The sequence below is a fragment of the Pseudomonas anguilliseptica genome (assembly GCF_900105355.1).
In the GTDB taxonomy this organism is placed as follows: Bacteria; Pseudomonadota; Gammaproteobacteria; order Pseudomonadales; family Pseudomonadaceae; genus Aquipseudomonas; species Aquipseudomonas anguilliseptica.
The window spans coordinates 2127335-2147533 of the sequence record NZ_FNSC01000001.1; the positions used below are offsets into that span (position 1 = coordinate 2127335).

At 62.3% G+C, this 20199-nt stretch carries 21 protein-coding genes; 11 read left to right on the forward strand and 10 right to left on the reverse strand.

Going from position 1 to position 20199, the window contains the following annotated elements:
• The first annotated feature begins 93 nt into the window (after window positions 1-93).
• The 5 genes from BLW24_RS10295 (at window position 94) to BLW24_RS26975 (ending at window position 6435) form a co-directional block, all read left to right on the forward strand.
• A complete protein-coding gene (locus BLW24_RS10295; RefSeq protein ID WP_090380031.1) occupies window positions 94-1407 on the forward strand; it encodes an ATP-binding protein in 1314 nt (437 codons plus the stop codon).
• 67 nt (window positions 1408-1474) lie between these two features.
• The gene (locus tag BLW24_RS10300) at window positions 1475-2083 is read left to right on the forward strand and encodes an MASE1 domain-containing protein (protein ID WP_090380034.1); all 609 of its coding nucleotides are present in this window, start codon (window positions 1475-1477) and stop codon (window positions 2081-2083) included.
• A gap of 108 nt (window positions 2084-2191) precedes the next feature.
• Window positions 2192-3172 carry an IS5 family transposase gene (locus BLW24_RS10305; protein ID WP_090375570.1) on the forward strand — a complete coding sequence of 327 codons (981 nt, stop codon included), beginning with the start codon at window positions 2192-2194 and terminating at the stop codon, window positions 3170-3172.
• Between the two features lie 112 nt (window positions 3173-3284).
• Entirely contained in the window at window positions 3285-5486 is a 2202-nt protein-coding gene (locus tag BLW24_RS10310; RefSeq protein WP_338062059.1) for a sensor domain-containing protein, read from the forward strand.
• A complete protein-coding gene (locus tag BLW24_RS26975) occupies window positions 5374-6435 on the forward strand; it encodes a putative bifunctional diguanylate cyclase/phosphodiesterase (protein ID WP_338062060.1) in 1062 nt (353 codons plus the stop codon). The genes BLW24_RS10310 and BLW24_RS26975 overlap by 113 nt, the downstream gene beginning before the upstream one ends.
• A gap of 3 nt (window positions 6436-6438) precedes the next feature.
• Here BLW24_RS26975 and rimK read toward each other — a convergent pair whose 3' ends face one another.
• On the reverse strand, window positions 6439-7344 hold the full coding sequence (gene rimK, locus BLW24_RS10315; protein ID WP_090380038.1) for a 30S ribosomal protein S6--L-glutamate ligase: 906 nt from the start codon (window positions 7342-7344) through the stop codon (window positions 6439-6441).
• On the reverse strand, window positions 7341-7808 hold the full coding sequence (rimB, locus tag BLW24_RS10320) for a retropepsin-like aspartic endopeptidase RimB (RefSeq protein WP_090380041.1): 468 nt from the start codon (window positions 7806-7808) through the stop codon (window positions 7341-7343). Before rimB ends, rimK begins: the two co-directional genes overlap by 4 nt.
• A gap of 99 nt (window positions 7809-7907) precedes the next feature.
• Between rimB and BLW24_RS10325 the strand changes: the two genes are divergently transcribed.
• Window positions 7908-8339 (forward strand): RNA-binding S4 domain-containing protein, encoded by a 432-nt coding sequence (locus BLW24_RS10325; RefSeq protein WP_090387693.1) that lies wholly within the window; start codon window positions 7908-7910, stop codon window positions 8337-8339.
• Window positions 8340-8392: 53 nt separating this feature from the next.
• On the opposite strand, the gene BLW24_RS26485 is transcribed toward BLW24_RS10325, so the two are convergent.
• Together BLW24_RS26485 and BLW24_RS10330 are read right to left on the reverse strand one after the other, a co-directional pair.
• Window positions 8393-8617: a hypothetical protein gene (locus BLW24_RS26485; protein WP_244161139.1), complete on the reverse strand. Its 225-nt coding sequence runs from the start codon at window positions 8615-8617 to the stop codon at window positions 8393-8395.
• A gap of 41 nt (window positions 8618-8658) precedes the next feature.
• A complete protein-coding gene (locus BLW24_RS10330) occupies window positions 8659-9186 on the reverse strand; it encodes a hypothetical protein (protein WP_244161140.1) in 528 nt (175 codons plus the stop codon).
• 215 nt (window positions 9187-9401) lie between these two features.
• On the opposite strand from BLW24_RS10330, the gene hslO reads away from it, so the two are divergent.
• The 3 genes from hslO to BLW24_RS10345 all read left to right on the forward strand — a co-directional run bounded on the left by hslO (window position 9402) and on the right by BLW24_RS10345 (window position 14655).
• Window positions 9402-10289 (forward strand): Hsp33 family molecular chaperone HslO, encoded by an 888-nt coding sequence (gene hslO, locus BLW24_RS10335; RefSeq protein WP_090380045.1) that lies wholly within the window; start codon window positions 9402-9404, stop codon window positions 10287-10289.
• Window positions 10290-10448: 159 nt separating this feature from the next.
• A complete protein-coding gene (locus tag BLW24_RS10340) occupies window positions 10449-11990 on the forward strand; it encodes a phosphoenolpyruvate carboxykinase (RefSeq protein WP_090380048.1) in 1542 nt (513 codons plus the stop codon).
• A 754-nt stretch (window positions 11991-12744) separates the two neighbouring features.
• On the forward strand, window positions 12745-14655 hold the full coding sequence (locus BLW24_RS10345) for a RecQ family ATP-dependent DNA helicase (RefSeq protein ID WP_090380051.1): 1911 nt from the start codon (window positions 12745-12747) through the stop codon (window positions 14653-14655).
• A gap of 21 nt (window positions 14656-14676) precedes the next feature.
• On the opposite strand, the gene BLW24_RS10350 is transcribed toward BLW24_RS10345, so the two are convergent.
• On the reverse strand, window positions 14677-15420 hold the full coding sequence (locus BLW24_RS10350) for an ArsR/SmtB family transcription factor (RefSeq protein ID WP_090380055.1): 744 nt from the start codon (window positions 15418-15420) through the stop codon (window positions 14677-14679).
• A 74-nt stretch (window positions 15421-15494) separates the two neighbouring features.
• On the opposite strand from BLW24_RS10350, the gene BLW24_RS10355 reads away from it, so the two are divergent.
• Together BLW24_RS10355 and BLW24_RS10360 are read left to right on the forward strand one after the other, a co-directional pair.
• Window positions 15495-15842 carry an NIPSNAP family protein gene (locus tag BLW24_RS10355; protein ID WP_090380058.1) on the forward strand — a complete coding sequence of 116 codons (348 nt, stop codon included), beginning with the start codon at window positions 15495-15497 and terminating at the stop codon, window positions 15840-15842.
• Window positions 15839-16189, forward strand: a complete 351-nt coding sequence (locus BLW24_RS10360; protein ID WP_090380060.1) for an antibiotic biosynthesis monooxygenase family protein — start codon at window positions 15839-15841, stop codon at window positions 16187-16189. The genes BLW24_RS10355 and BLW24_RS10360 overlap by 4 nt, the downstream gene beginning before the upstream one ends.
• Before the next feature lie 37 nt (window positions 16190-16226).
• Here the strand turns inward: BLW24_RS10360 and BLW24_RS10365 are convergent, their stop codons facing one another.
• The 5 genes from BLW24_RS10365 to BLW24_RS10385 are packed head-to-tail and all read right to left on the reverse strand — an operon-like array spanning window position 16227 to window position 20149.
• Window positions 16227-16664, reverse strand: a complete 438-nt coding sequence (locus BLW24_RS10365) for a nucleoside deaminase (RefSeq protein WP_090380063.1) — start codon at window positions 16662-16664, stop codon at window positions 16227-16229.
• A gap of 28 nt (window positions 16665-16692) precedes the next feature.
• Window positions 16693-17304 carry an ABC-type transport auxiliary lipoprotein family protein gene (locus tag BLW24_RS10370; RefSeq protein WP_090380066.1) on the reverse strand — a complete coding sequence of 204 codons (612 nt, stop codon included), beginning with the start codon at window positions 17302-17304 and terminating at the stop codon, window positions 16693-16695.
• A complete protein-coding gene (locus BLW24_RS10375) occupies window positions 17301-18218 on the reverse strand; it encodes an MlaD family protein (RefSeq protein WP_090380070.1) in 918 nt (305 codons plus the stop codon). The genes BLW24_RS10370 and BLW24_RS10375 overlap by 4 nt, the downstream gene beginning before the upstream one ends.
• On the reverse strand, window positions 18219-19007 hold the full coding sequence (locus tag BLW24_RS10380) for an ABC transporter ATP-binding protein (protein ID WP_090380075.1): 789 nt from the start codon (window positions 19005-19007) through the stop codon (window positions 18219-18221).
• Complete coding sequence (locus BLW24_RS10385) at window positions 19004-20149, reverse strand: MlaE family ABC transporter permease (RefSeq protein ID WP_090387694.1); 1146 nt, start codon at window positions 20147-20149, stop codon at window positions 19004-19006. The genes BLW24_RS10380 and BLW24_RS10385 overlap by 4 nt, the downstream gene beginning before the upstream one ends.
• Window positions 20150-20199 lie beyond the last annotated feature (50 nt).

A 20199-nucleotide genomic window follows, 5' to 3' on the forward strand; every position in this document is an offset into this window, starting at 1 on the left:
GCCGTAGGGTGGATGACGCTTTATTCATCCACCTCTGTTTCTGCTCGGTGGATCGATGAGGCGCGATCCACCCTACGACCACATCGAGTCACCATGAAAACCCCTCTCTGGTTCCCGCAAAGCTTTTTCGCCCGCACGCTGTGGCTGGTGCTGATCGTGGTGCTGTTCTCCAAGGCGCTGACCCTGGTTTATCTGATGATGAACGAAGACGTGCTGGTCGACCGCCAATACAGCCACGGCGCCGCGCTGACCCTGCGTGCCTATTGGGCGGCGGCCCCGGAAGATCGCGCCACCATCGCCGAAGCGGCCGGGCTCAAGCGCGTGCCGCACGAGCAGGTGCCGGCCACCGAGCAGCATTGGCCGTATAGCGAGATTTTTGCTCGGCAGATGCAGACTGAGCTGGGCCCGGATACCGAAGTGCGGGTGCGGGCCAAGAGCCCGCCAGCGCTCTGGGTGCATGCGCCGGCGCTGGGCGATGACTGGCTGCGGGTGCCGTTGTACCCGCATCCGCTGCGTGGCCAGCGGATCTGGAGTGTGCTGGGCTGGTTCCTGGCGATCGGCCTGTTGTCGACGGCGGCGGCGTGGATTTTCGTACGCCAGCTCAGCGCACCGCTCAAGCGCCTGGTGTTTGCCGCCCGACAGATCGGCAAGGGGCGCAGCGTGCGCCTGCCAGTGGGTGATACGCCGAGCGAGATGGCCGAGGTCTACCGCGCCTTCAATCAGATGGCCGAAGACGTCGAGCAGGCCGCCCGCGAACGTGAGCTGATGCTCGCCGGGGTGTCGCATGACCTGCGTACGCCGTTGACCCGCCTGCGCCTTTCCCTGGAGTTTCTGCACACCGATTCGGAGCTGACCGAAGATATGGTGCGCGATATCGAGGACATGGACGCGATCCTTGATCAGTTCCTCGCGTTTATCCGTGATGGTCGTGATGAGCCATTGGAGCAGCTTGATCTGCTCGAACTGATCCGTGAAGTGGTCGCGCCCTACAACCAGAAGCAGGAAATGGTCCGCCTGTGCCTGGAAGCGGTGCCGGCTTTCCCGCTGCGTCGGGTATCGCTCAAACGGTTGCTGGTCAATCTGATCGAAAACGCCCTGCGCTACGGCGGCAATGCGGTGGAGGTGGCGGTTTCCCTGTCCGGCGATCACCGCGCGCCTTATGTGGTGCTGAGCGTGCTGGATCGCGGCGCGGGCATTGATCCGGCCGAACTGGGCAGCATCTTCAACCCCTTTATCCGTGGCGACCGCGCCCGTGGCGGGCAGGGTGCCGGCTTGGGCTTGGCCATCGTCAAGCGCATCGCCGCCTTGCACGGAGGCAGCGTTGAATTGCGCAACCGCAGCGGCGGCGGCCTGGAAGCGCGGGTTTGCCTGCCGTTGGGGCTGCTGTTGCCGCGCGACGCGGTCTAGAGGGCACTGGCATACTGTCATCACTGCGCTGAACTATGCTTTATCAGCGCGATGACATGAGGTCAGCATGCCTGCCGTTCCCCACCGCCTCTCACCATGGACCTGGTTGCTGCCGCTGCCACTGTTCCATCTGGCTACCTGGCTTTCCTTGGCGACGCAGTTCACCGACGGGGCGGCGCTGTGGTATCCGCCGTTTGCCCTGGCGCTGGTGTTTGCCCTGTGGTGGGGCCCGCGGGTGCTGTTGGCGGTGTACCTCAATGCCATGCTGTCGATCCCGCTCTGGGGCCTGGAATGGCAGTGGGCGCCGCTCTATGCCCTGCCGGAAACCCTCGGTATAGCGCTGGCCTGGTTGTTGCTGCGGCAGCGGCCGTTTGATCCGGCCCTGCCCGACCTCAGCCATTTGCTGCGCTTTATGCTGCTTGGCGTACTGCTGCCGACTGTTCCCATGGCGCTGGGAGTGCAGGGCAATCTATGGCTGCTCGGCCATGCGCCGCTGGAGGATCTGCCCTCGGGCAGCATGACGTTGTGGCTGGCCGATAGCCTCACGGCCCTGGCCATCGCCATCCCCTTGTTGGTTTACCTGACGCCCTGGTTGCGCCGCTGCTCAGCGGTTGCGAGCAGGTGCCCGAGGTGTTGCGCCAGCTGCCGCCCTGGCCACTGCTGGTGCTGCTGTTGATCGGCATGCCGGGGTTGCTAGGTGTGTTGCCGCTGACCCTTAAGGAAACTCTGAAGAAGACTTCCTGATTTTGGCAAAATACCCGGATTCCACCCGTCGAGTTTTCCGATGAAGCAGATGACCTTCGCCGACGCCGAGTACGCAGGCAAGCGCAAGCAGACCCGCAAAGAGTTGTTCCTGATCGAGATGGATCGAGTAGTGCCGTGGGAAGGATTGGTCACCCTGATCGATCCGCACTACCCGAAGGGCGAAGGTGGCAGGCCCGCCTATGCGCTGATGGCGATGCTGCGTGTGCATCTGATGCAAAACTGGTTCGGTTACAGCGATCCGGCGATGGAGGAAACGCTGTACGAGACCACCATCCTGCGCCAGTTCGCCGGCTTAAGCCTGGAGCGCATTCCCGATGAAACCACCATCCTCAACTTCCGTCGCTTGCTGGAGAAACACGAGCTGGCTGCAGGCATCTTGGCCGTGATTAACGGCTACCTGGGCGACCGTGGTCTGTCACTGCGCCAGGGCACCATCGTCGATGCCACGTTGATCAATGCGCCGAGTTCGACCAAGAACAAGGACCGTAAGCGCGATCCGGAAATGCACCAAACAAAGAAGGGCAACCAGTACTACTTCGGCATGAAGGCGCACATCGGCGTGGATGACGAGTCGGGTCTGGTGCACAGCGTAGTAGGCACGGCAGCCAACGTGGCGGATGTCACCCAGGTAGACAAACTGCTGCACGGCGACGAAAACGTGGTGTGTACTGACGCAGGTTACACCGGTGTCGAAAAGCGTCCGGAGCATGAAGGTCGGAAGGTAATCTGGCAGGTGGCGGCACGCCGCAGCACCTACAGGAAGCTCGATAAGCGCAGCGGGTTATACAAAGCCAAGCGCAAGATCGAGAAGGCCAAAGCCCAAGTGCGCGCCAAGGTCGAGCATCCGTTTCGCGTGATCAAGCGCCAGTTCGGTTATGTGAAGACGCGCTTCCGTGGCCTGGCCAAAAACACCGCACAACTGGTAACGCTGTTCGCCCTGTCGAACCTGTGGATGGCCCGTCGACATTTGCTGACGAATGCAGGAGAGGTGCGCCTGTAATGTGGGAAATGACCGCTGCGAGGTGCTCGCGGCGGCCAGAAACACCGAAATGAGCGGATGACTTGATCGTTTTTGATCAGTTTTCCGCTTTCAAAATCAGCGGAGGCTGAAGTTGACCGGAAATACAGGGCTACTTCAGACCATCCTTAATCTGCCGCTGATTGGCGTGATGATGCTGGGGCTGGCGCTGGTCTGGGGCTTTGCCGGCGGCCTGTGTGGTGCGGTGCTCAGTGTGTTGATGGTGCTGATCCTGCCGCTGCTGAGTGGTCTGGTGAACAGTGCCGGTTGGCTTGACCCACAGCGCATGGAACTGCACTTCAGCGTGCTGCTATTCATGCTCGCCACCCTGCTGGTGGGGCGCAGCCTGAGTGATCTGCGCCAGGCCCTGGCGCGCAGTGCGCAGATGCAGCAGCAACTGGCCCTGGCCAATCTGGCGCTGGAGGCAAGCCCGCTGGGGGTCATCATCGCCGATGCGCGCCAGCCGGCGTTGCCGCTGATCTACTGCAACCCGGCCTTCGAGCAGATTACCGGCTACAGCCGCGAGGAGACCCTGGGCAACAATTGGAACTTCCTGCTGCGTGATGACCAGCAGCAACAGGGCTTGAGCCGCTTGCAGCAGGCGGTGCGCGAGGGCATGGGCTGTGATGTGGTGCTGCGTAACTACCGTAAGAATGGCCAGCAATTCTGGAACGAATTTACTCTGGCGCCGATGCGTGACGACCAGGGCATCAGCCATTTTGTCGCCCTGCAGAGCGATGTCACCGCCCGCGAGCAACTGGCCACTCAGGTGCGCTCACAGAGCGACGAGTTGCTCAAGCAGAGCTATCTGTTCAGCCAGACCGAACACATCGCCAACCTCGGCGGCTGGGTGCTGAATCTGCCAGAACAGGATATGGACTGGAGCGCCGGCTGCTTTCGCATCTACGAGCTGGACCCGAAAAACGGCACGCCTGATCTCAATGGTGCCTTGAGTTACCTGGATGCCAGCGGCCGCGTGCTGGCCGAACAGGTGCTACAGCAGCTGATCGATGGGCTGGAGCAATTCGATATCGAGGTACGCCTGCTCACCGCCAAGGGCAAGACGCGTTGGCTGCGTATCCGTGGCATTACCGAGCGCGACGGGGCTGAGCTGGTGCGGGTGTATGGCGCGCTGCAGGATGTCAGCGCGCGTAAATACGCTGAGCAGCAACTGCGCGAACGGGATGAGCATTTGCGTCTGTTCTTCGAGGCGCCGCTGATCGGCATGGCCCTGACCAGTCCGAACTTTGTCTGGGAAGAGGTCAACCACAAGCTCTGCAGCATTCTCGGGCGTTCGCGCGAACAGTTGCTGGCGTCGAGCTGGGAGGAACTGTCGCTGGACGACGACCTGCACAATGAACTGCCGCTGCTCGATCAGGTGCTCAGCGGCCTGCGTGAAGGGTTTGAGCTGGAAAAGCGCTTTCGTCGCGCCGACGACAGCCTGGTGCATACCCGCGTCAGCCTGCGCGCGGTGCGCCACAGTACTGGCCGGGTGCGCATGTTTCTGCTGCTGGTCGAAGACATCAGCGAGCGCCTGCAGGCGGAGGCGCGCTACCGCACCATCGTCGAGAATGCACCCGAGGCGATCATGCTGTTCGACCTGCATGGCACGCTGGTCGAGTGCAATGACAACGCCCTGCGTTTGCTGCGTTACAGCCGCGAGGAAATCGCCAGCAAGCGTGTGTTTGACCTGAGCCCCAGCAAGCAGGCGGACGGCCAGCTGACTAGCGAACTTGGTCAGGTCTATCTGCAACGGGCGCTGGCCGGTGAAGCGCCGGTATTTGACTGGTTGCACCGCGATAGCGAGGGCCGGCAGATTCCCTGCGAGGTGCGTCTGGTGCGCATGCCCGGCGAGCCGGTGTTGATTCGTTGCAGCATCACCGATATTTCCGAGCGTCAGCGTTATCAGCGTGAGATCGAGCGCCTGGCGTTCAGCGACGAACTCACCGGTCTGCCCAATCGGCGCTTGCTGCTCGACCGTCTGCAACACGCGATGGACCGCGAACAGCGCGAAAACACTCTGGGTGCGCTGCTGTTTATCGACCTCGATCACTTCAAGACGGTCAACGACAGCCTCGGTCATCTGGTCGGTGATGGTCTTTTGCGTGAGGTCACCGCGCGACTGGCCAGCGGCCTGCGCGATGAAGACACCCTGGCGCGGATGGGGGGGCGACGAGTTCGTGGTGCTGCTCGAGGGGCTCGACAGCAACCCGCAGCTGGCGGCAGAAGCGGCAGCCGTTACGGCGGAAAAACTGTTGAAAAGTCTGGTTGGCACCTGCTGGATCGACGGCCATGAGCTGTCGATCAGCGCCAGTATCGGTATTGCCTTGCATCCGTTCGGCAGCCAGATGGCTGCTGATGTGCTGAAACAGGCGGATACCGCCATGTACCGGGCCAAGCAGGGCGGACGCAATGCCTTGCACTTCTTCGCCCCGGAGATGCAGGCGGCCATCGATCAGCGCTTGCAGATGCAGAGCGAGTTGCGTCAGGCGGTGCAGCGCAACCAGCTGTACCTGGTGTTTCAGCCGCAACTGGCGCTGGCCACCGAGCGCATTGCCGGCGCGGAAGTGCTGCTGCGCTGGGTGCATCCGGAGCGCGGCGAAGTGATGCCCGGCGATTTTATCCCGCTGGCTGAAGAAACCGGCTTGATCGAGGAGCTCGGTGCCTGGGTACTGGAGCAGGCCTGCGCTGCTCTGGCGCGCTGGTTACCGCAGTGGCCGCAGCTGGTGCTGGCGGTCAATCTCAGCCCGCGCGAGCTGCGCCAGCGCAGTTGTGTGGCGCGCATCAGTGAGTGCCTGCAACGCCATCAGGTGCCTGCCACGGCGCTGGAGCTGGAAATCACCGAAGGCGTACTGCTGGAGGAAGTCGAGCAGTGCATCAGCAATATGCAGGCGCTCAAGGCGTTGGGGGTGCGTTTCGCCATCGATGATTTCGGCACTGGCTATTCCTCGCTGACCTACCTCAAGCGCTTGCCGCTGGATCGGTTGAAGATCGATCGCAGCTTTACCTGGGACATGGACGGTGAAGACGGCAGCGGCCTGATGCTGGTGCAGACCATCCTGGTGATCGCCCGCAACCTGGGCCTGGAGTGCGTGGCCGAAGGCATCGAAAGCCAGTGGCAACTCGACTGCCTGCGCCAGCATGGTTGTTCGCTGGGGCAGGGCTATCACTTCAGTCGGCCGCTAAAGGAAGCGGATCTTCAGGCCTGGATGCAGCAGTATCAGGACCCTCCGCCACTTGTGTGAGGCTCAGCCCTTGCCCTTGGTGCGCGTCAGATGCGGGCCGCTGTTTTTTTCCAGATGCTGAATCACCAGGCTGGCAACATCTTTACCGGTGGTGGTTTCAATGCCTTCCAGGCCCGGCGATGAGTTGACCTCCATCACCAGCGGGCCATGGTTGGAGCGCAGGATATCCACCCCGGCCACGCTCAGTCCCATCACCTTGGCTGCGCGGATGGCGGTCATGCGTTCTTCCGGGGTGATCTTGATCAGGCTGGCGCTGCCACCACGGTGCAGGTTGGAGCGGAATTCGCCGGGCTTGGCCTGACGCTTCATCGCCGCAATCACCTTGTCGCCGACCACAAAGCAGCGGATATCCGCACCGCCGGCTTCCTTGATGTATTCCTGCACCATGATGTCCTGCTTGAGGCCCATAAAGGCCTCGATCACCGACTCGGCGGCGGTTGCCGTTTCACACAGCACCACGCCGATGCCTTGGGTGCCTTCCAGCACCTTGATCACCAGCGGCGCACCATTGACCATGTCGATCAGGTCGGCGATGTCATCCGGGGAGTGGGCGAAACCGGTCACCGGCAGGCCGATGCCGCGACGTGAGAGCAATTGCAGCGAGCGCAGCTTGTCCCGCGAGCGAGCAATGGCCACCGACTCGTTAAGCGGGAATACGCCCATCATCTCGAACTGGCGCAGCACCGCGCAGCCGTAAAACGTCACCGACGCGCCAATCCGCGGGATGACCGCATCGAAGCCTTCCAGCGGTTTGCCGCGGTAGTGAATCTGCGGCTTGTGGCTGGCAATGTTCATGTAGGCACGCAGGGTGTCGATCACCACCATCTCGTGGCCCCGCAGTTGCCCGGCTTCTACCAGGCGGCGGGTGGAATACAGGCGCGGGTTGCGCGACAGCACGGCGATCTTCATTGGTCACCAGAAGGGGCAGCAAGGGTGGGTTTGTCTTGTACGTAGGTCAGTGCCGGGTTGACCAGCAACTGCCCGGCAATCAGCGCCTTGGAACCAAGCAGCACGCGGTAGCGCATGGTCTTGCGGCAGGTCAGGGTGAACTCTACCGGCCATTCGCGTTCGCCCAGGGTCAGGGTGGTGCGAATCACGTAGCGCGACTGGGTATGGCCGTTGGAGCTTTTGATGGTCTTTACCGACACCAGCGGTGCTTCGCAGCGGTGGCGGCGTTGCACCAGAGTGCCCAGGTGCGCAGTAAAACGCACCCAGGGTTCGCCATCGCGGTCGAACGGCTGGATTTCGCTGGCGTGCAGGCTGGAGGTGCTGGCCCCGGTATCAATTTTGGCGCGCAGGCCGACCATGCCCAGCTCCGGCAGGTTGATCCATTCGCGCAGGCCGATTACGCCAAGTTGGTCAAACGTCTTCAAAGGGCAGTTCCGGGCTATTTGCGGGCATTCTAGTTGGCCCTTATGACAACTGCATCAGGCAAAATGTCCACCTGCACAGCAGGTATCAACGGGGATCAGATGAGCGATAAAGACGACGACAAGGTGCGCCTGGATAAATGGCTATGGGCCGCGCGCTTTTACAAAACCCGCGCCCTGGCCAAGGCGGCTATTGAGGGCGGCAAGGTGCACCACCGTGGTGAGCGTTGCAAACCAGGCAAGGAACCGAAAATTGGCGATATCTATGTGATTCGCACGGGTTTCGAGGAACGCAGCGTTGTAGTGCAGGCGCTTTCAGTGGTGCGTCGAGGTGCACCAGAGGCACAGACGCTGTATGCCGAAACGGCAGAAAGCATCGCACGCCGCGAACAGGCGGCAGTGCAGCGCAAGGCCGGGGCCCTGGGCATGCAGACCGATGGCCGGCCAAGCAAGAAGCAGCGCCGGCAGATTCACGACTTTAATGAGCGGCAGGATGGCGGCTTGCGCCATCCCTGGGCTGACGACGAGTTCTAGGCTGTGCATCGCCACCGCCTTGCTCAGCGGCGCAGCACCTCCAGCTGCGTACGCTAGCGGCCGCTGATAATGCTTAGTCGGCCCAGCAATGGCAGCTTGGCCAGGTTCTTGAGTAGCGGCTGGGTAACATTCTCCAGCCATTCGCTGGTTTTGTAGGCAAACGGGGTGAAACAGGCCCAGGCCAAGCCCAGCAGGGCGAGGAATACGCCGCCTACCAAAGCGTCCGAGGCCCAGTGTGCGCCGGCTACCAGGCGCGGCAGCATAAAGATAGTGGCCATGCTCCAGACCAGCAGCAGGCGCCAGTTGCGCGCGAAAAAGCTCAGAAAAACGCCCAGATCAGCAGCGCCGATGCGTGATCGCCGGGGAAGCTACGTGTGGCACTGTCTTTCATATCCCAGCGCTCTTCCCAGGTTGGGAACAGTTCAGTCAGACGCGCTGCACCTTCCACTACCAGGGAGGCGCTCGGACGCTGCCAACCCATCAGTTTGACCAGCTCGGCGAAACCGACGCGAAACAGCAGCATCACGATCAGCGCCGCGAGAAAGGCATACAGCGCCTTGCGCACCTGGGCGCCGCTGAACACCAGATCAGCCTTGAGCATCACGGCCAGCATCAGCACGCCAACCCCCATGTCGACCGGACGCATGCTGCCGATCGCCCAGGTTTGCGCCCACAGGCCGGCGTTGTGCACGGGTTCGTTGAGCAGGGCAAACAGCTGCAGATCAAATTGATCCCACAGCGCGCGACTGGGCGCCCAGAGCCAGCTGGCGAGCAGCAGTAGGGCGACGATATGGCAGGCAACCAGCGGACGGATACGCCACTGGTCGTTGAGAAAGGAAGGGTTCATGCAGTGGCATCCTTGTCATCTGTAGGGATTAAGGCGGCGGGCATGCTAGGTATTCTGTCTTCTGATTGCAAAGATTCGCGCTGCCTTTTGTCGGCAACTGTGACTCGGGTTGGTATCGATAGCTTCCGCCCGCAGCGCTGATAGATAAGAGGCGCTTGGTCGGACGGGCGTTTGCGCCTAAAATCGCGGGCCGAATCGCATTCAGTGAAGTTGGCATGTCTGATTTTTCCCAACGTTTCTTGTTCGACGACAGCGATATCCGTGGCGAACTGGTCGGTCTGACCGACAGCTACAGCCATGTGCTGGCCAAACACACCTACCCGCAACCGGTCGCCCAACTGCTGGGTGAGCTGCTGGCTGCTGCCTCGCTGCTGATCGGCACGCTGAAATTCGAAGGCCTGCTGATCCTCCAGGCGCGTTCCTCCGGTGCCGTGCCCCTGCTGATGGTCGAATGCTCCAGCGAAGGTGAGCTACGCGGTATCGCTCGTTATCACGCCGAACAGATCACTGCTGATGCCAACCTGCGCGAGTTGATGCCCGATGGCGTGCTGGCCATGACCGTCGACCCGAAATCCGGGCAGCGTTATCAGGGCATCGTCGATCTGGAAGGGGAAACCCTGGCCGATTGCCTGACCAATTATTTCGCCACCTCCGAACAGTTGCCCACCCGCTTCTGGCTTAGCGCCGATGGCCAGCGCGCGCGCGGCCTGCTGCTGCAGCAGCTGCCGGCCGACCGTCTGAAGGAAGCCGATGAACGTGAGGCCAGCTGGCAGCATGCCATGGCCCTGGCCGACACCTTGAAGGCCGAGGAACTGCTCGGTCTGGATAACGAAACCCTGCTGCACCGTCTGTATCACCAGGAAGCACTGCGTCTGTTTGACCCGCGCGCCTTGCGGTTCCGCTGCGGCTGCTCGCGTGAGCGCTCCAGCCGTGCGCTGATCAGCCTCGGCCAGGCTGACGCTGAGGCACTGGTGCAGGAGCATGGCGGCAGTGTGGAAATCGATTGCCAGTTCTGCAACGAGCGCTACCTGTTCGATGCGGCGGATGTGCTGCAACTGTTTATCGACGGCAGCACCGATGCGCCGTCAGACACGCGCCACTAGGGCGCGCGGCTCTAAATCGAGGCGCGGAGAACTGATCAGAGGCTGCACCCGCAGCTAAATTTTTCTGGCATAATCCGCGCACTTTTTCGCTGTAGTAGTGCTCCGCTTTCTACTACAAAACGTTCGGAAGACTCGGCCGCGTGGCCGACGGGGACCCACATGACGCAAGCCAACAACGCCGTGTACACCGACATCAGCGCTGCCCAACTGGTCGAAGAAGCCCTTCGTCGCGGTGAAGGCGAGCTGGCCGCCAACGGCTCGCTGGTCGTACGCACAGGCCATCGCACTGGTCGTTCGCCGGCTGATCGCTTCATCGTGCAAGAGCCGAGCACCGAGGCGAAAATCGCCTGGGGCGCAATCAACCGTCCGTTCCCGGCTGACAAGTTCGATGCCCTGTGGGATCGCGTTCAGGCGTTCTCCGACGCGCAGGACAGCTTCGTGTCCTACGTTCATGTAGGCTCTGCCGACGCGCACTACCTGCCGGTCAAGATGATCACTGCCACCGCTTGGCAGAACCTGTTCGGCCGTTGCCTGTTTATCAACCCAGAGCAGTACAACCCGGCCGGCAAAGACGAGTGGCAAGTGCTCAACGTCGCCAACTTCGAGTGCGTACCGGAGCGTGACGGCACTAATTCCGACGGCTGCGTGATCCTCAACTTCGCTGCCAAGAAAGTCCTGATCGCCGGCATGCGCTACGCCGGTGAAATGAAGAAAGCCATGTTCAGCGTGCAGAACTTCCTGCTGCCTGAGGCCGACGTGCTGCCGATGCACTGCGCCGCCAACATCGGTGAAGAAGGCGACGTGACCCTGTTCTTCGGCCTGTCCGGCACCGGCAAGACCACCCTGTCCGCCGACGAAAGCCGCTACCTGATCGGCGACGACGAGCACGGTTGGGGCGTGGGCGTGGTGTTCAACATCGAAGGCGGTTGCTATGCCAAGTGCAGCGACCTGTCCGAGAAGAACGAGCCGGTGATCTGGAAAGCCATCCAGTTCGGCGCCGTGCTGGAAAACGTCGTTCTCGATGAAAACCGCGTACCGAACTACGCCGACGACAGCCTGACCCAGAACAGCCGTGCGGCTTACCCGCTGGAGCTGGTTGAGAAGCGCAGCGAGAAGAACCTCGGCGGCGAGCCGAACGCGGTGATCTTCCTCACCTGCGACCTGACTGGCGTACTGCCGCCGGTGTCGATCCTCAACGAAGAGCAAGCAGCTTACCACTTCCTCTCCGGTTACACCGCGCTGGTCGGTTCCACCGAAATGGGCAGCGGCGGCGGCATCAAGTCGACCTTCTCCACCTGCTTCGGCGCGCCGTTCTTCCCGCGTCCGGCTGGCGAGTACGCTGAGCTGCTGATCAAGCGTATCCGCGGCTTCGGCTCCAAGGTCTACCTGGTCAACACCGGCTGGACCGGCGGTGGCTACGGCGTGGGCAAGCGCTTCAATATCCCGACCACCCGTGGCGTGATTGCAGCGATCCAGAGCGGCGCGCTGATTGGCACCGAAACCGAGCTGCTGCCAATCATCAACCTGAGCGTGCCGAAGTCGGTACCGGGCGTGGAAACTAACCTGCTCAACCCGCGTAACACCTGGGAAGACAAAAACGCCTACGACGAAGCCGCCAAAGGCCTGGCCGGTCTGTTCATCGACAACTTCAAGAAGTTCGATGTGTCCGACGCCATCCGCAACGCCGGCCCGCAACTCTAAGTTGTAAGTGTCGTACTGAAAAAACCGCCTTGATTGGCGGTTTTTTTATGCATGGGAAATTGCAGAGATAGCCTGTAGGAGGCGTTTTAGCTGCGAGCGTTTAAGACGTTGTCGCGGTTAAAGCCCTTCCACGGCGCTTTGCATGTGCGATAAGAAACGGAAAAGCCGCCCGGAGGCGGCTTTGGGTGCGTATCTGCCAGCAGATCAGGCACGTTTGCGAGTGTTGCGCGTTGCATTCTTGCTCAGGTGGCCGCTCTGCACGGCCTTAGCTGTTGCTGTATGGCTGTCTCGGGCCACAGCGCTAACAGGGTTGGCAACTCAGGCGATTTCCCGAGCCTTTGTCTGCGACTGTCGACTTCAGCATGACTGGCGAGTGCCAGGTAGGTATCGATATGTCGCGGTTGAGCACTGGCGCTTTCGAATTGCATAACGGCGTTAGGTCTATGGTTTGGCACAACTCACGGCGAACCTGAGTTTTCCGCCAGACTGCGCATCGGCCTGTGGTTCGCATCAGCTACTCCGGTTCCGCCGGGGTCTTTGCTGCGCGGCCATCTGGCCTGGGTGGTGAGCGATCTAGTGGATAACCGGCAAGCTGCCGCTGAAACCAGATACCTGCATACTCATCTCCTTTTTTATTGGCATGGTTTGAATGTACGCCTGTGTTGCCCATGGTGTTAGTTGGATTGGCAATAGTGGCGCGGCCTGTAGGAATTAATCATTGTTTACCGCTGCGGCGGTCAATGGAGTGACAGCCATGAGTACCCTGGAACGTGTGTTCGGCTTCAAGCAATTGCGCCCCGGTCAGGAGCGTGTGGTCACGGCCGTACTGGCCGGACGTTCGGCGGCGGCGATCTTTCCCACCGGTTCGGGCAAGTCGTTGTGTTATCAGCTGCCGGCGTTGCATCTGCCGCACCTGACCCTGGTGGTCTCGCCCTTGCTGGCGCTGATGCAGGATCAGCTGGCGTTTCTGCATGGCCGTGGCATCAGCGCCGGCAGTATCGATTCGGCGCAAAGCCGTGAGGAGGCCAGTGCGGTGATGGCGCGGGCGAAATCCGGCGAGCTGAAGATTCTGATGATCTCGGTCGAGCGTCTGAAGAACGAGCGTTTTCGCAACTTTATCGCCCAGGTGCCGATTTCCCTGCTGGTGATCGACGAGGCCCACTGCATCTCCGAATGGGGCCATAACTTCCGTCCGGACTATCTCAAGCTGCCGGACTATCAGCGCCAGTTCGGCATCCCGCAGGTGCTGCTGCTCACTGCCACGGCCACGCCGCCTGTGATTGCTGATATGCAGCAGAAGTTCGCCATCGCTGCCGATGATGTGGTCACCACCGGTTTCTACCGCGCCAACCTCAACCTGCTGGTCGAGCCCGTCAGCGGCGCCGACAAGCAGCGTCGCCTGGAGCAGTGGCTGGGCGCCAAGGCCGGGCAGCCGAGCATCGTTTACGTGACCCAGCAGAAGACTGCCGAGCAAGTGGCCGCGCGCCTGAGCCAGCGCGGCCTTGCCGCCAGCGCCTACCACGCCGGCATGGCTTCTGATGCGCGCGAGGCGATTCAGCGACAATTTATGGCCGGGACGATCACCTGCATCGTCGCCACCATTGCCTTCGGTATGGGCATCGACAAGGCCGATATCCGTAATGTGCTGCACTTCGACCTGCCGAAATCCATCGAGAATTACAGCCAGGAAATCGGCCGCGCCGGCCGCGATGGCCAGCCGTCGGATTGTCTGGTGCTGGCCAATCGCGACAGCCTCAACGTGTTGGAAAATTTCGTCTACGGCGATACGCCGGAGCTGGACGGCATTCGTTGTGTGCTCGATAAGCTGCTGAGTGAGTGTGATAACGGCGAATGGGAGCTGATGCTCAACCAGCTGTCCGAGCACAGTAATATTCGTCAGCTGCCGCTGAAAACCCTACTGGTGCAGTTGGAGCTACGCGGCATCATTGCTCCACTTTATGCCTATTTCGCCGAATATCGCTTCAAATTTCTCCTGGAGCCCGAAGCGCTACTGGAGAAGTTCGAGGGCGAGCGGCGGCAGTTTGTCGAGGCATTGATCAGCACCTCGCAGCGCGCACGTACCTGGTGCACCGTGGATTTCGACCAGCTCTACCAGCAACACCAGGCCGAGCGCGGCCGGGTGATCAAGGCCCTGGATTACTTCCAGGAAAAGGGCTGGGTGGAGCTGGAAAGCAAGCAGATGACCGAGGTGTATGCGCTGCTTGAGCCGGGTTTCGATCCGGCGGCATTGAGCGTCCAACTGCATGGCTATTTCAGCCAGCAGGAAGCCAGTGAAATCAGCCGGATTCACGCCATGCTCGCGCTGTTTGCCAGCGAGCAGTGCCTGAGCCAACGCTTGGCCGCCTATTTCGGTGATGCCAACGCGCCGCAACAATGCGGGCATTGTTCGGTGTGCCGTGGACAGGTCGCCCGTCTGCCCGAGCCGCCAGCGTTGGTGGAGCTGGATATGCAGGCGCTCTGTGACGGTTTTGTGCGCAAACATCAGGAGCTCAAAGGCAGCGAGCCAAGCGCCGAGTGCCTGACGCGTTTTCTCTGCGGCATCAGCGTGCCGCTGTTTACCAAGCTCAAGGCGCGTCAGCTTGGCGGTTTTGCCGCGCTGGAAGACTATCCCTACGCCGAGGTGCGTAGCTGCCTTCAGGGCTAGGAAAGATTGCTGCGGCGGCTGTTAAGCGAGCGCATCCAGCGTTGTGGTTTGGCTATCGGCGGGGTGGCTGAGCGGCTCGTCAGGCGATGCTTGGAACCAGGCGCGGAATGACCGCTCACCGGCCGCAGTGAATGTCACCACGCGCGAGTCGCCCACGCACTTGGCCCAGCCAAGTTCCTGGATGCGCACAAACAGCGCGGCGCCGAGCGCGCCTGCCAGATGGTAGCGGCGTTCGCTCCAATCCAGGCAGGCCCGGCAGAATGAGCGGCGTTGCAGAGCCAGGGCGTCGGGATCGATACCAATCTGGCGAAACCACTGGCGCCCGCTGTTGGTGAGCGCTGGCCCGGCGTCCAGCTGTTGCAGCAGCTCGCGGCGCAGCAGCCCCTCGTAAGCCAGCACTCCCAGTTCACCGGCGAGGTGGTCGTAGCAGACTCGCGCGCGGCGCAAGGCCAGGTCACGTGGTCCGGTGCGTGGCAGCGGCGGTCCGGCGCGCAAGGCGAGGCCCATCATCGACTCGAGCAGTTGCGCGATTTCCCGGCCAGCCAGGCGGAAGTAGCGATGCCGGCCCTGCTGGTCGACGCTGAGCAGGCCGGCGTCGAGCAATTTGCCCAGGTGCGAGCTGATGGTCTGCTTCGTCACGCCGGCGATATCGGCCAGTTCGGTGGCGGTCAGCGCGCGATCAGCCATCAGTGCGGACAGCACCGCGGCGCGGGCGTTGTCGCCGAGCAGGGCGGCGATACGGGTGATGTTGGGGCCTTCGATCATGGTTCGATGCTAGTCGAACCATATGGCAGCGGCAATTGGCTAAGGTCTCCTCCACCAACCACAGGAGTGACCTTATGCAAGTCACGTGTGTAATCCGCTATGAAATCGACCCGTTTCAGCGCGCCGCCTTCAAGGAGTATGCGGAGAACTGGGGGCGCATCATTCCGCGTTGCGGCGGCCAGCTGCTTGGCTACTTCCTGCCGCATGAGGGTAGCAACTATGTGGCCTGGGGCTTGATCGGCTTTGCCAGCCTGGCTGCTTACGAGGCCTATCGGGCGCGTCTCAAGGATGATCCAGAGGGGCGCGCCAACTTCGCCATGGCGCAACAGATGCGCTTTATCCTGCGCGAAGAGCGCTCCTTCGTTGAAGGCGTGGAGGGCACCCTGGGTGTTCAGCCTGGTTTCGCGGGGATTGCAGCATGATCGCGGTGATCTTCGAGGTGCAGCCCCAAGCCGGCCGGGAGTCGGAGTACCTGGACACAGCAGCGGCGATCCGTGAGCAACTCGAGCAGATGGATGGCTTTATCTCGGTGGAGCGTTTTGCCAGCATCTCCCCGCCGGGCAAGCTGCTGTCGTTGTCGTTCTGGCGGGACGAGGCGGCGGTCAAGCGTTGGCGCACCCTGGAGGTGCATCGCCATGCCCAGGTGGCCGGGCGGGGCGGCGTGTTCGCCGACTATCGGCTGCGGGTGGCCGAGGTGGTGCGCGACTATGGCCTGCATGAACGCGAGCAGGCGCCGAGTGACTCGCGCCGGGTGCATGAGCCGCTGTAACCGCCAGGGAGCGGCTGGGGCGGCGCCCGGGTTGGGATTACTCGCCGATATCCTCGTTCCACAGCGTCGGCTGGGCGGCGATAAAGTCCTGCATCAGGTGCAGGCATTCGCTGTTGTGCAGCACGTCGAGCTGTACGCCGCGCTCGCGCAGCAGGGCTTCTTCGCCGAGAAAGGTCTGGTTCTCGCCGATGACCACCTTGGGGATGCCGTACAACAGGATCGCCCCGCTGCACATCGCGCAGGGCGAGAGGGTGGTATAGAGCACCGACTCGCGGTAGGTCTGCGCGCTCTGCCGGCCGGCGTTTTCCAAGGCGTCCATTTCACCGTGGAGGATAGCGCTGCCTTGTTGTACCCGGCGGTTGTGGCCGCGGCCGATAATCTGGCCGTTATGCACCAGCACCGAACCGATCGGGATGCCGCCCTCGGCCAGGCCCTGGCGGGCTTCGTCGATGGCCGCTTGCATAAACTTATCCATGGTTCACCCCTCGCTATAACAACTCAATTCACTGTTGCTGTGCCGCTTGTCCTTGTTGCAGGGTCCACTCCAGCACATCGCGGGCCAACTGGTCGCCGGCCTGGCCGAAGGCGTTGACCACCGCTGGCACTGAGGTGTCGCTGGCTGCCTGGCTGACTTCGAAACGCTGGCTGGCGAGGATGCGTAGGCTGCCGCTCTGCACCAGGCGCGCCTCGAACAGGATGCGTGCGGCCGGGCGGCCGTCTTGGTATTCGCTGTGGAAGGCGCGCAGGTCGCCGTCCAGCTCCAGATCGGCCTGCAGGCGGCTGTCATCGCTGCTCACCGCCTTGAGGCGGCCGTCGTCGAGGAAGGCATCGATCAGACGGTCGCGCAGCAGCAGTGGCGCGCGGTCACTCCAGCGTACGCCCTGGTAGGCGCTGATCTGGTCGCCCGGTGGCAATACGGCAATTCGCGTGCTGTCGAGTAACTGGCTGCTGTAGGGCTTGTTCACCCGCAGTGCCCAGTCAGCGCTGGTGTCATGGCCGGGCAGGCTGCTGGCGGGCAGGCGGTAGATGCTCAGCACCTGGCTTTTCGGCAAGACCGAGCAGGCGGTCAGGCTGCCGACCAGCAGCAGGGCGGCGAGCAGGCGAAGACGACTCATGGTTGAAACTCCTTGATGGTGTCGCTGCGTAGCAGGTAGCCGGTCGGGTCTTCCTCCAGGCGACGGGCGAAGGAGCGCAGGGCGCTGAGGGTTTCGCGCAGTTCGATAATGGTCGGGCCCAGCTCGCCGATGCCTTGCATGCCGCCGTCGAGGGCGGCGCGGTTGTCGCTGAGCAGGCGCTCGACGCTGCTGCTGCTGCGTTCCAGCGAGGTCATCAGCCGGTTGGCGCTGTCCATCGCTTCGCGGCCCTGGCCACTGAGCAGCTGATTGGCGTTGCGCATCAGGTTGGCGGCCTCCTGGCTGGCGCTGCTCATCTGTTGCAGTGCCGTGCGCAGCTCGTCGCGCTGTTCGGCGACGCTGGCGCTAGTCTGTTCGATGTTTTCCAGGGTGCGCGAGATGCGTCCGATATTGTCGCGAGAGAACAGCTGGTTGGCGCGGTTGAGCAGGCGCGTGACGCTGAGTACCAGGTCTTCGCCATTGGACATCAGCCTAGAGAGCGGTGAGCGGTCGGCGATGATTTCTGCGCGCTGATCGCTCTTGCTGATCAGCATGGGGCTTTCCGGCGAGCCACTGTGCAGCTGGATCAGCGCTGCGCCGGTGATCCCGGTGATCGACAGGCGGGCACGGGTGTCTTCCTTGATCGGCGTGTTCGCGTTGACGCGGATATGTGCGCGTACCTTGCGCGGGTCTTGCGGGTCGAGGCGCAGGCTGATTACGTCGCCGACCTTGATCCCGCTGTATTGCACGGCGCTACCCTGGGATAGGCCGCTGACGGCCTCGGTGAAAATCACATCGTAATCGTTAAGCTCCTGGTCTGAACTGGCTTTGCTCAGCCACAGGGCAAAGCCCAGTGCGGCGGCGACCATCAGTACGGTAAACAGGCCAATCAACACGTGGTGCGCGCGCGGTTCCATTCAGTTGCTCCCTGGCGCGCCGCTGGCGGCCTGTTCGGCTGCGCGTCCGCGCGGGCCGTGAAAATACTCGTGAATCCAAGGGTTGTTGGTGGCGGCCACAACGTCCAGGCGGTCGGCCACCAGCACGCGTTTTTCCGCCAGCACGGCCACCCGGTCGCAGATGGTGTAGAGCGTGTCCAGGTCATGGGTGACCAGAAATACGCTCAAGCCCAGGGCGTCGCGTAGGGTCAGAATCAGTTGGTCGAAGGCCGCCGCGCCAACCGGGTCGAGCCCGGCGGTGGGCTCGTCGAGAAACAGGATGTCTGGCTCTAGGGCCAAGGCCCGGGCCAGGGCGGCGCGTTTGATCATGCCGCCGGACAGTTCCGTCGGGTATTTATCGCCGGCTTCGCGCGGCAGGCCGACCAGCGCCAGTTTGACTTGTGCCAGGCGCTCGGCGGCCGGGCGCTTGAGGCCGGCATGCTCAAGCAGCGGCAGAGCGATGTTTTCGGTCACCGTCAGCGAGGAAAACAGCGCGCCACGCTGATACAGCACACCGAACCGCCGCTCCAGTTGCGAGCGCTGTTCGGGCGGCAGGCTCAGCAGCTCCTTGCCGAACACCCGCACGGTGCCGGAGTTGGCGCGGCGCAGGCCGAGGATGCTGCGAAGCAGCACCGATTTGCCGGTGCCCGAGCCGCCGACCACGCCAAGCACTTCGCCGCGGTACAGATCCAGCGCCAGGTCCTGGTGCACGGTCTGCGTGCCGAAGCGGTTGACCAGGTTGCGTACTTCAATGATTGCTTCGCCCGTCACCAGCCCATCTCCATCAGGAACAGCGCTGCCAGGGCGTCGAGCACGATCACCACGAAAATCGACTGGACCACGCTGGAGGTGGTGCGCTCGCCAACCGACTGCGCGCTGCCAGTAACCTTGAAGCCTTCCAGGCAGCCGATCACGGCAATCAGGAAGGCAAATATCGGCGCCTTGGCCATGCCCACGACAAAGTGCTTGAGGGCGATATTTTCCTGCAGCATGGCCAGGTACATGGTGGGTGAGATATCCAGACTCAGGGCGCAGACCACCGCGCCGCCTAGGATGCCGCTGAGCATGGCGATAAAGGTGAGGATCGGCAGGGCGATCAGCAGGGCGAACACCCGTGGCAGCACCAGCAGCTCCATGGGGCTTAGGCCCAGGGTGCGGATGGCGTCGATTTCCTCGTTGGCCTTCATCGAGCCGATCTGCGCGGTAAAGGCGCTGGCGGTGCGCCCGGCCATCAGAATGGCGGTGAGCAGCACGCCGAACTCACGCAAGAAGGAGAACGCCACCAAGTCGACGGTATAGATGCTCGCGCCAAAGTCGGCCAGCACCGTGGCGCCGAGAAAGGCCACCACCGCGCCGACCAGAAAGGTCAGCAGGGCAACGATGGGCACGGCATTCAGACCGCTCTGCTGCAGGTGCGCGACCAGCGAGGTAATGCGCCAGCGGCCGGGGCGCAGGAGGATGGCGAACATCGTCGCCAGGGTCATGCCGATAAAACCGAGCAGCGCCACGGCCTGCTGCCAGAGTTCTTCTATAGCCTGGCCGATCTGCCCGAAGAATTCGCGCCAGGCCGGGATGCGTTTGCTTGGCAGGGCATCACCAGCATCGGCAATCGCACTGCCTACCGCTTGCAGCAATGCACGGCGCTCGCTGGCCAGGCCGGGTGCATCCTTGGCCAGTTGCGCCAGGCGCTGGCTGCCGAGCAATTCCACCAACAGTGCGGCACCAGCGGTATCCAGTGCGCCAAGGCCTTGCAGGTCGATACTGGCGGCGCTGCTCAAGGTACCGCGCAGCGCCAGTACTTCGGCTTCCAGGCTGGCGTAGTGAGGCAGCGTCCAGTCGCCGCCGATGCGCAAGCCAGAGGGCGCATCCGTGCGGCTGGATTCAAGCGGCGTAATAAAGGGGGCTGTGCTCATGGCCACAGCTTAACCTTCTAGTCGAGGCTACGCCCAGTCTGCCTAGGGCT

Coding starts and splice junctions, on each gene's coding strand:
- BLW24_RS10360 (WP_090380060.1), top strand. CDS start 15,839: ATGATCGCGGTGATCTTCGAGGTGCAGCCCCAAGCCGGCCGGGAGTCG.
- BLW24_RS10330 (WP_244161140.1), bottom strand. CDS start 9,186: ATGAACCCTTCCTTTCTCAACGACCAGTGGCGTATCCGTCCGCTGGTT.
- rimK (WP_090380038.1), bottom strand. CDS start 7,344: ATGAAGATCGCCGTGCTGTCGCGCAACCCGCGCCTGTATTCCACCCGC.
- BLW24_RS10345 (WP_090380051.1), top strand. CDS start 12,745: ATGAGTACCCTGGAACGTGTGTTCGGCTTCAAGCAATTGCGCCCCGGT.
- BLW24_RS10385 (WP_090387694.1), bottom strand. CDS start 20,149: ATGAGCACAGCCCCCTTTATTACGCCGCTTGAATCCAGCCGCACGGAT.
- BLW24_RS10300 (WP_090380034.1), top strand. CDS start 1,475: ATGCCTGCCGTTCCCCACCGCCTCTCACCATGGACCTGGTTGCTGCCG.
- BLW24_RS10375 (WP_090380070.1), bottom strand. CDS start 18,218: ATGGAACCGCGCGCGCACCACGTGTTGATTGGCCTGTTTACCGTACTG.
- BLW24_RS26485 (WP_244161139.1), bottom strand. CDS start 8,617: ATGGCCACTATCTTTATGCTGCCGCGCCTGGTAGCCGGCGCACACTGG.
- BLW24_RS10325 (WP_090387693.1), top strand. CDS start 7,908: ATGAGCGATAAAGACGACGACAAGGTGCGCCTGGATAAATGGCTATGG.
- BLW24_RS10295 (WP_090380031.1), top strand. CDS start 94: ATGAAAACCCCTCTCTGGTTCCCGCAAAGCTTTTTCGCCCGCACGCTG.
- hslO (WP_090380045.1), top strand. CDS start 9,402: ATGTCTGATTTTTCCCAACGTTTCTTGTTCGACGACAGCGATATCCGT.
- BLW24_RS10305 (WP_090375570.1), top strand. CDS start 2,192: ATGAAGCAGATGACCTTCGCCGACGCCGAGTACGCAGGCAAGCGCAAG.
- BLW24_RS10355 (WP_090380058.1), top strand. CDS start 15,495: ATGCAAGTCACGTGTGTAATCCGCTATGAAATCGACCCGTTTCAGCGC.
- BLW24_RS10370 (WP_090380066.1), bottom strand. CDS start 17,304: ATGAGTCGTCTTCGCCTGCTCGCCGCCCTGCTGCTGGTCGGCAGCCTG.
- BLW24_RS10340 (WP_090380048.1), top strand. CDS start 10,449: ATGACGCAAGCCAACAACGCCGTGTACACCGACATCAGCGCTGCCCAA.
- BLW24_RS10350 (WP_090380055.1), bottom strand. CDS start 15,420: ATGATCGAAGGCCCCAACATCACCCGTATCGCCGCCCTGCTCGGCGAC.
- BLW24_RS10365 (WP_090380063.1), bottom strand. CDS start 16,664: ATGGATAAGTTTATGCAAGCGGCCATCGACGAAGCCCGCCAGGGCCTG.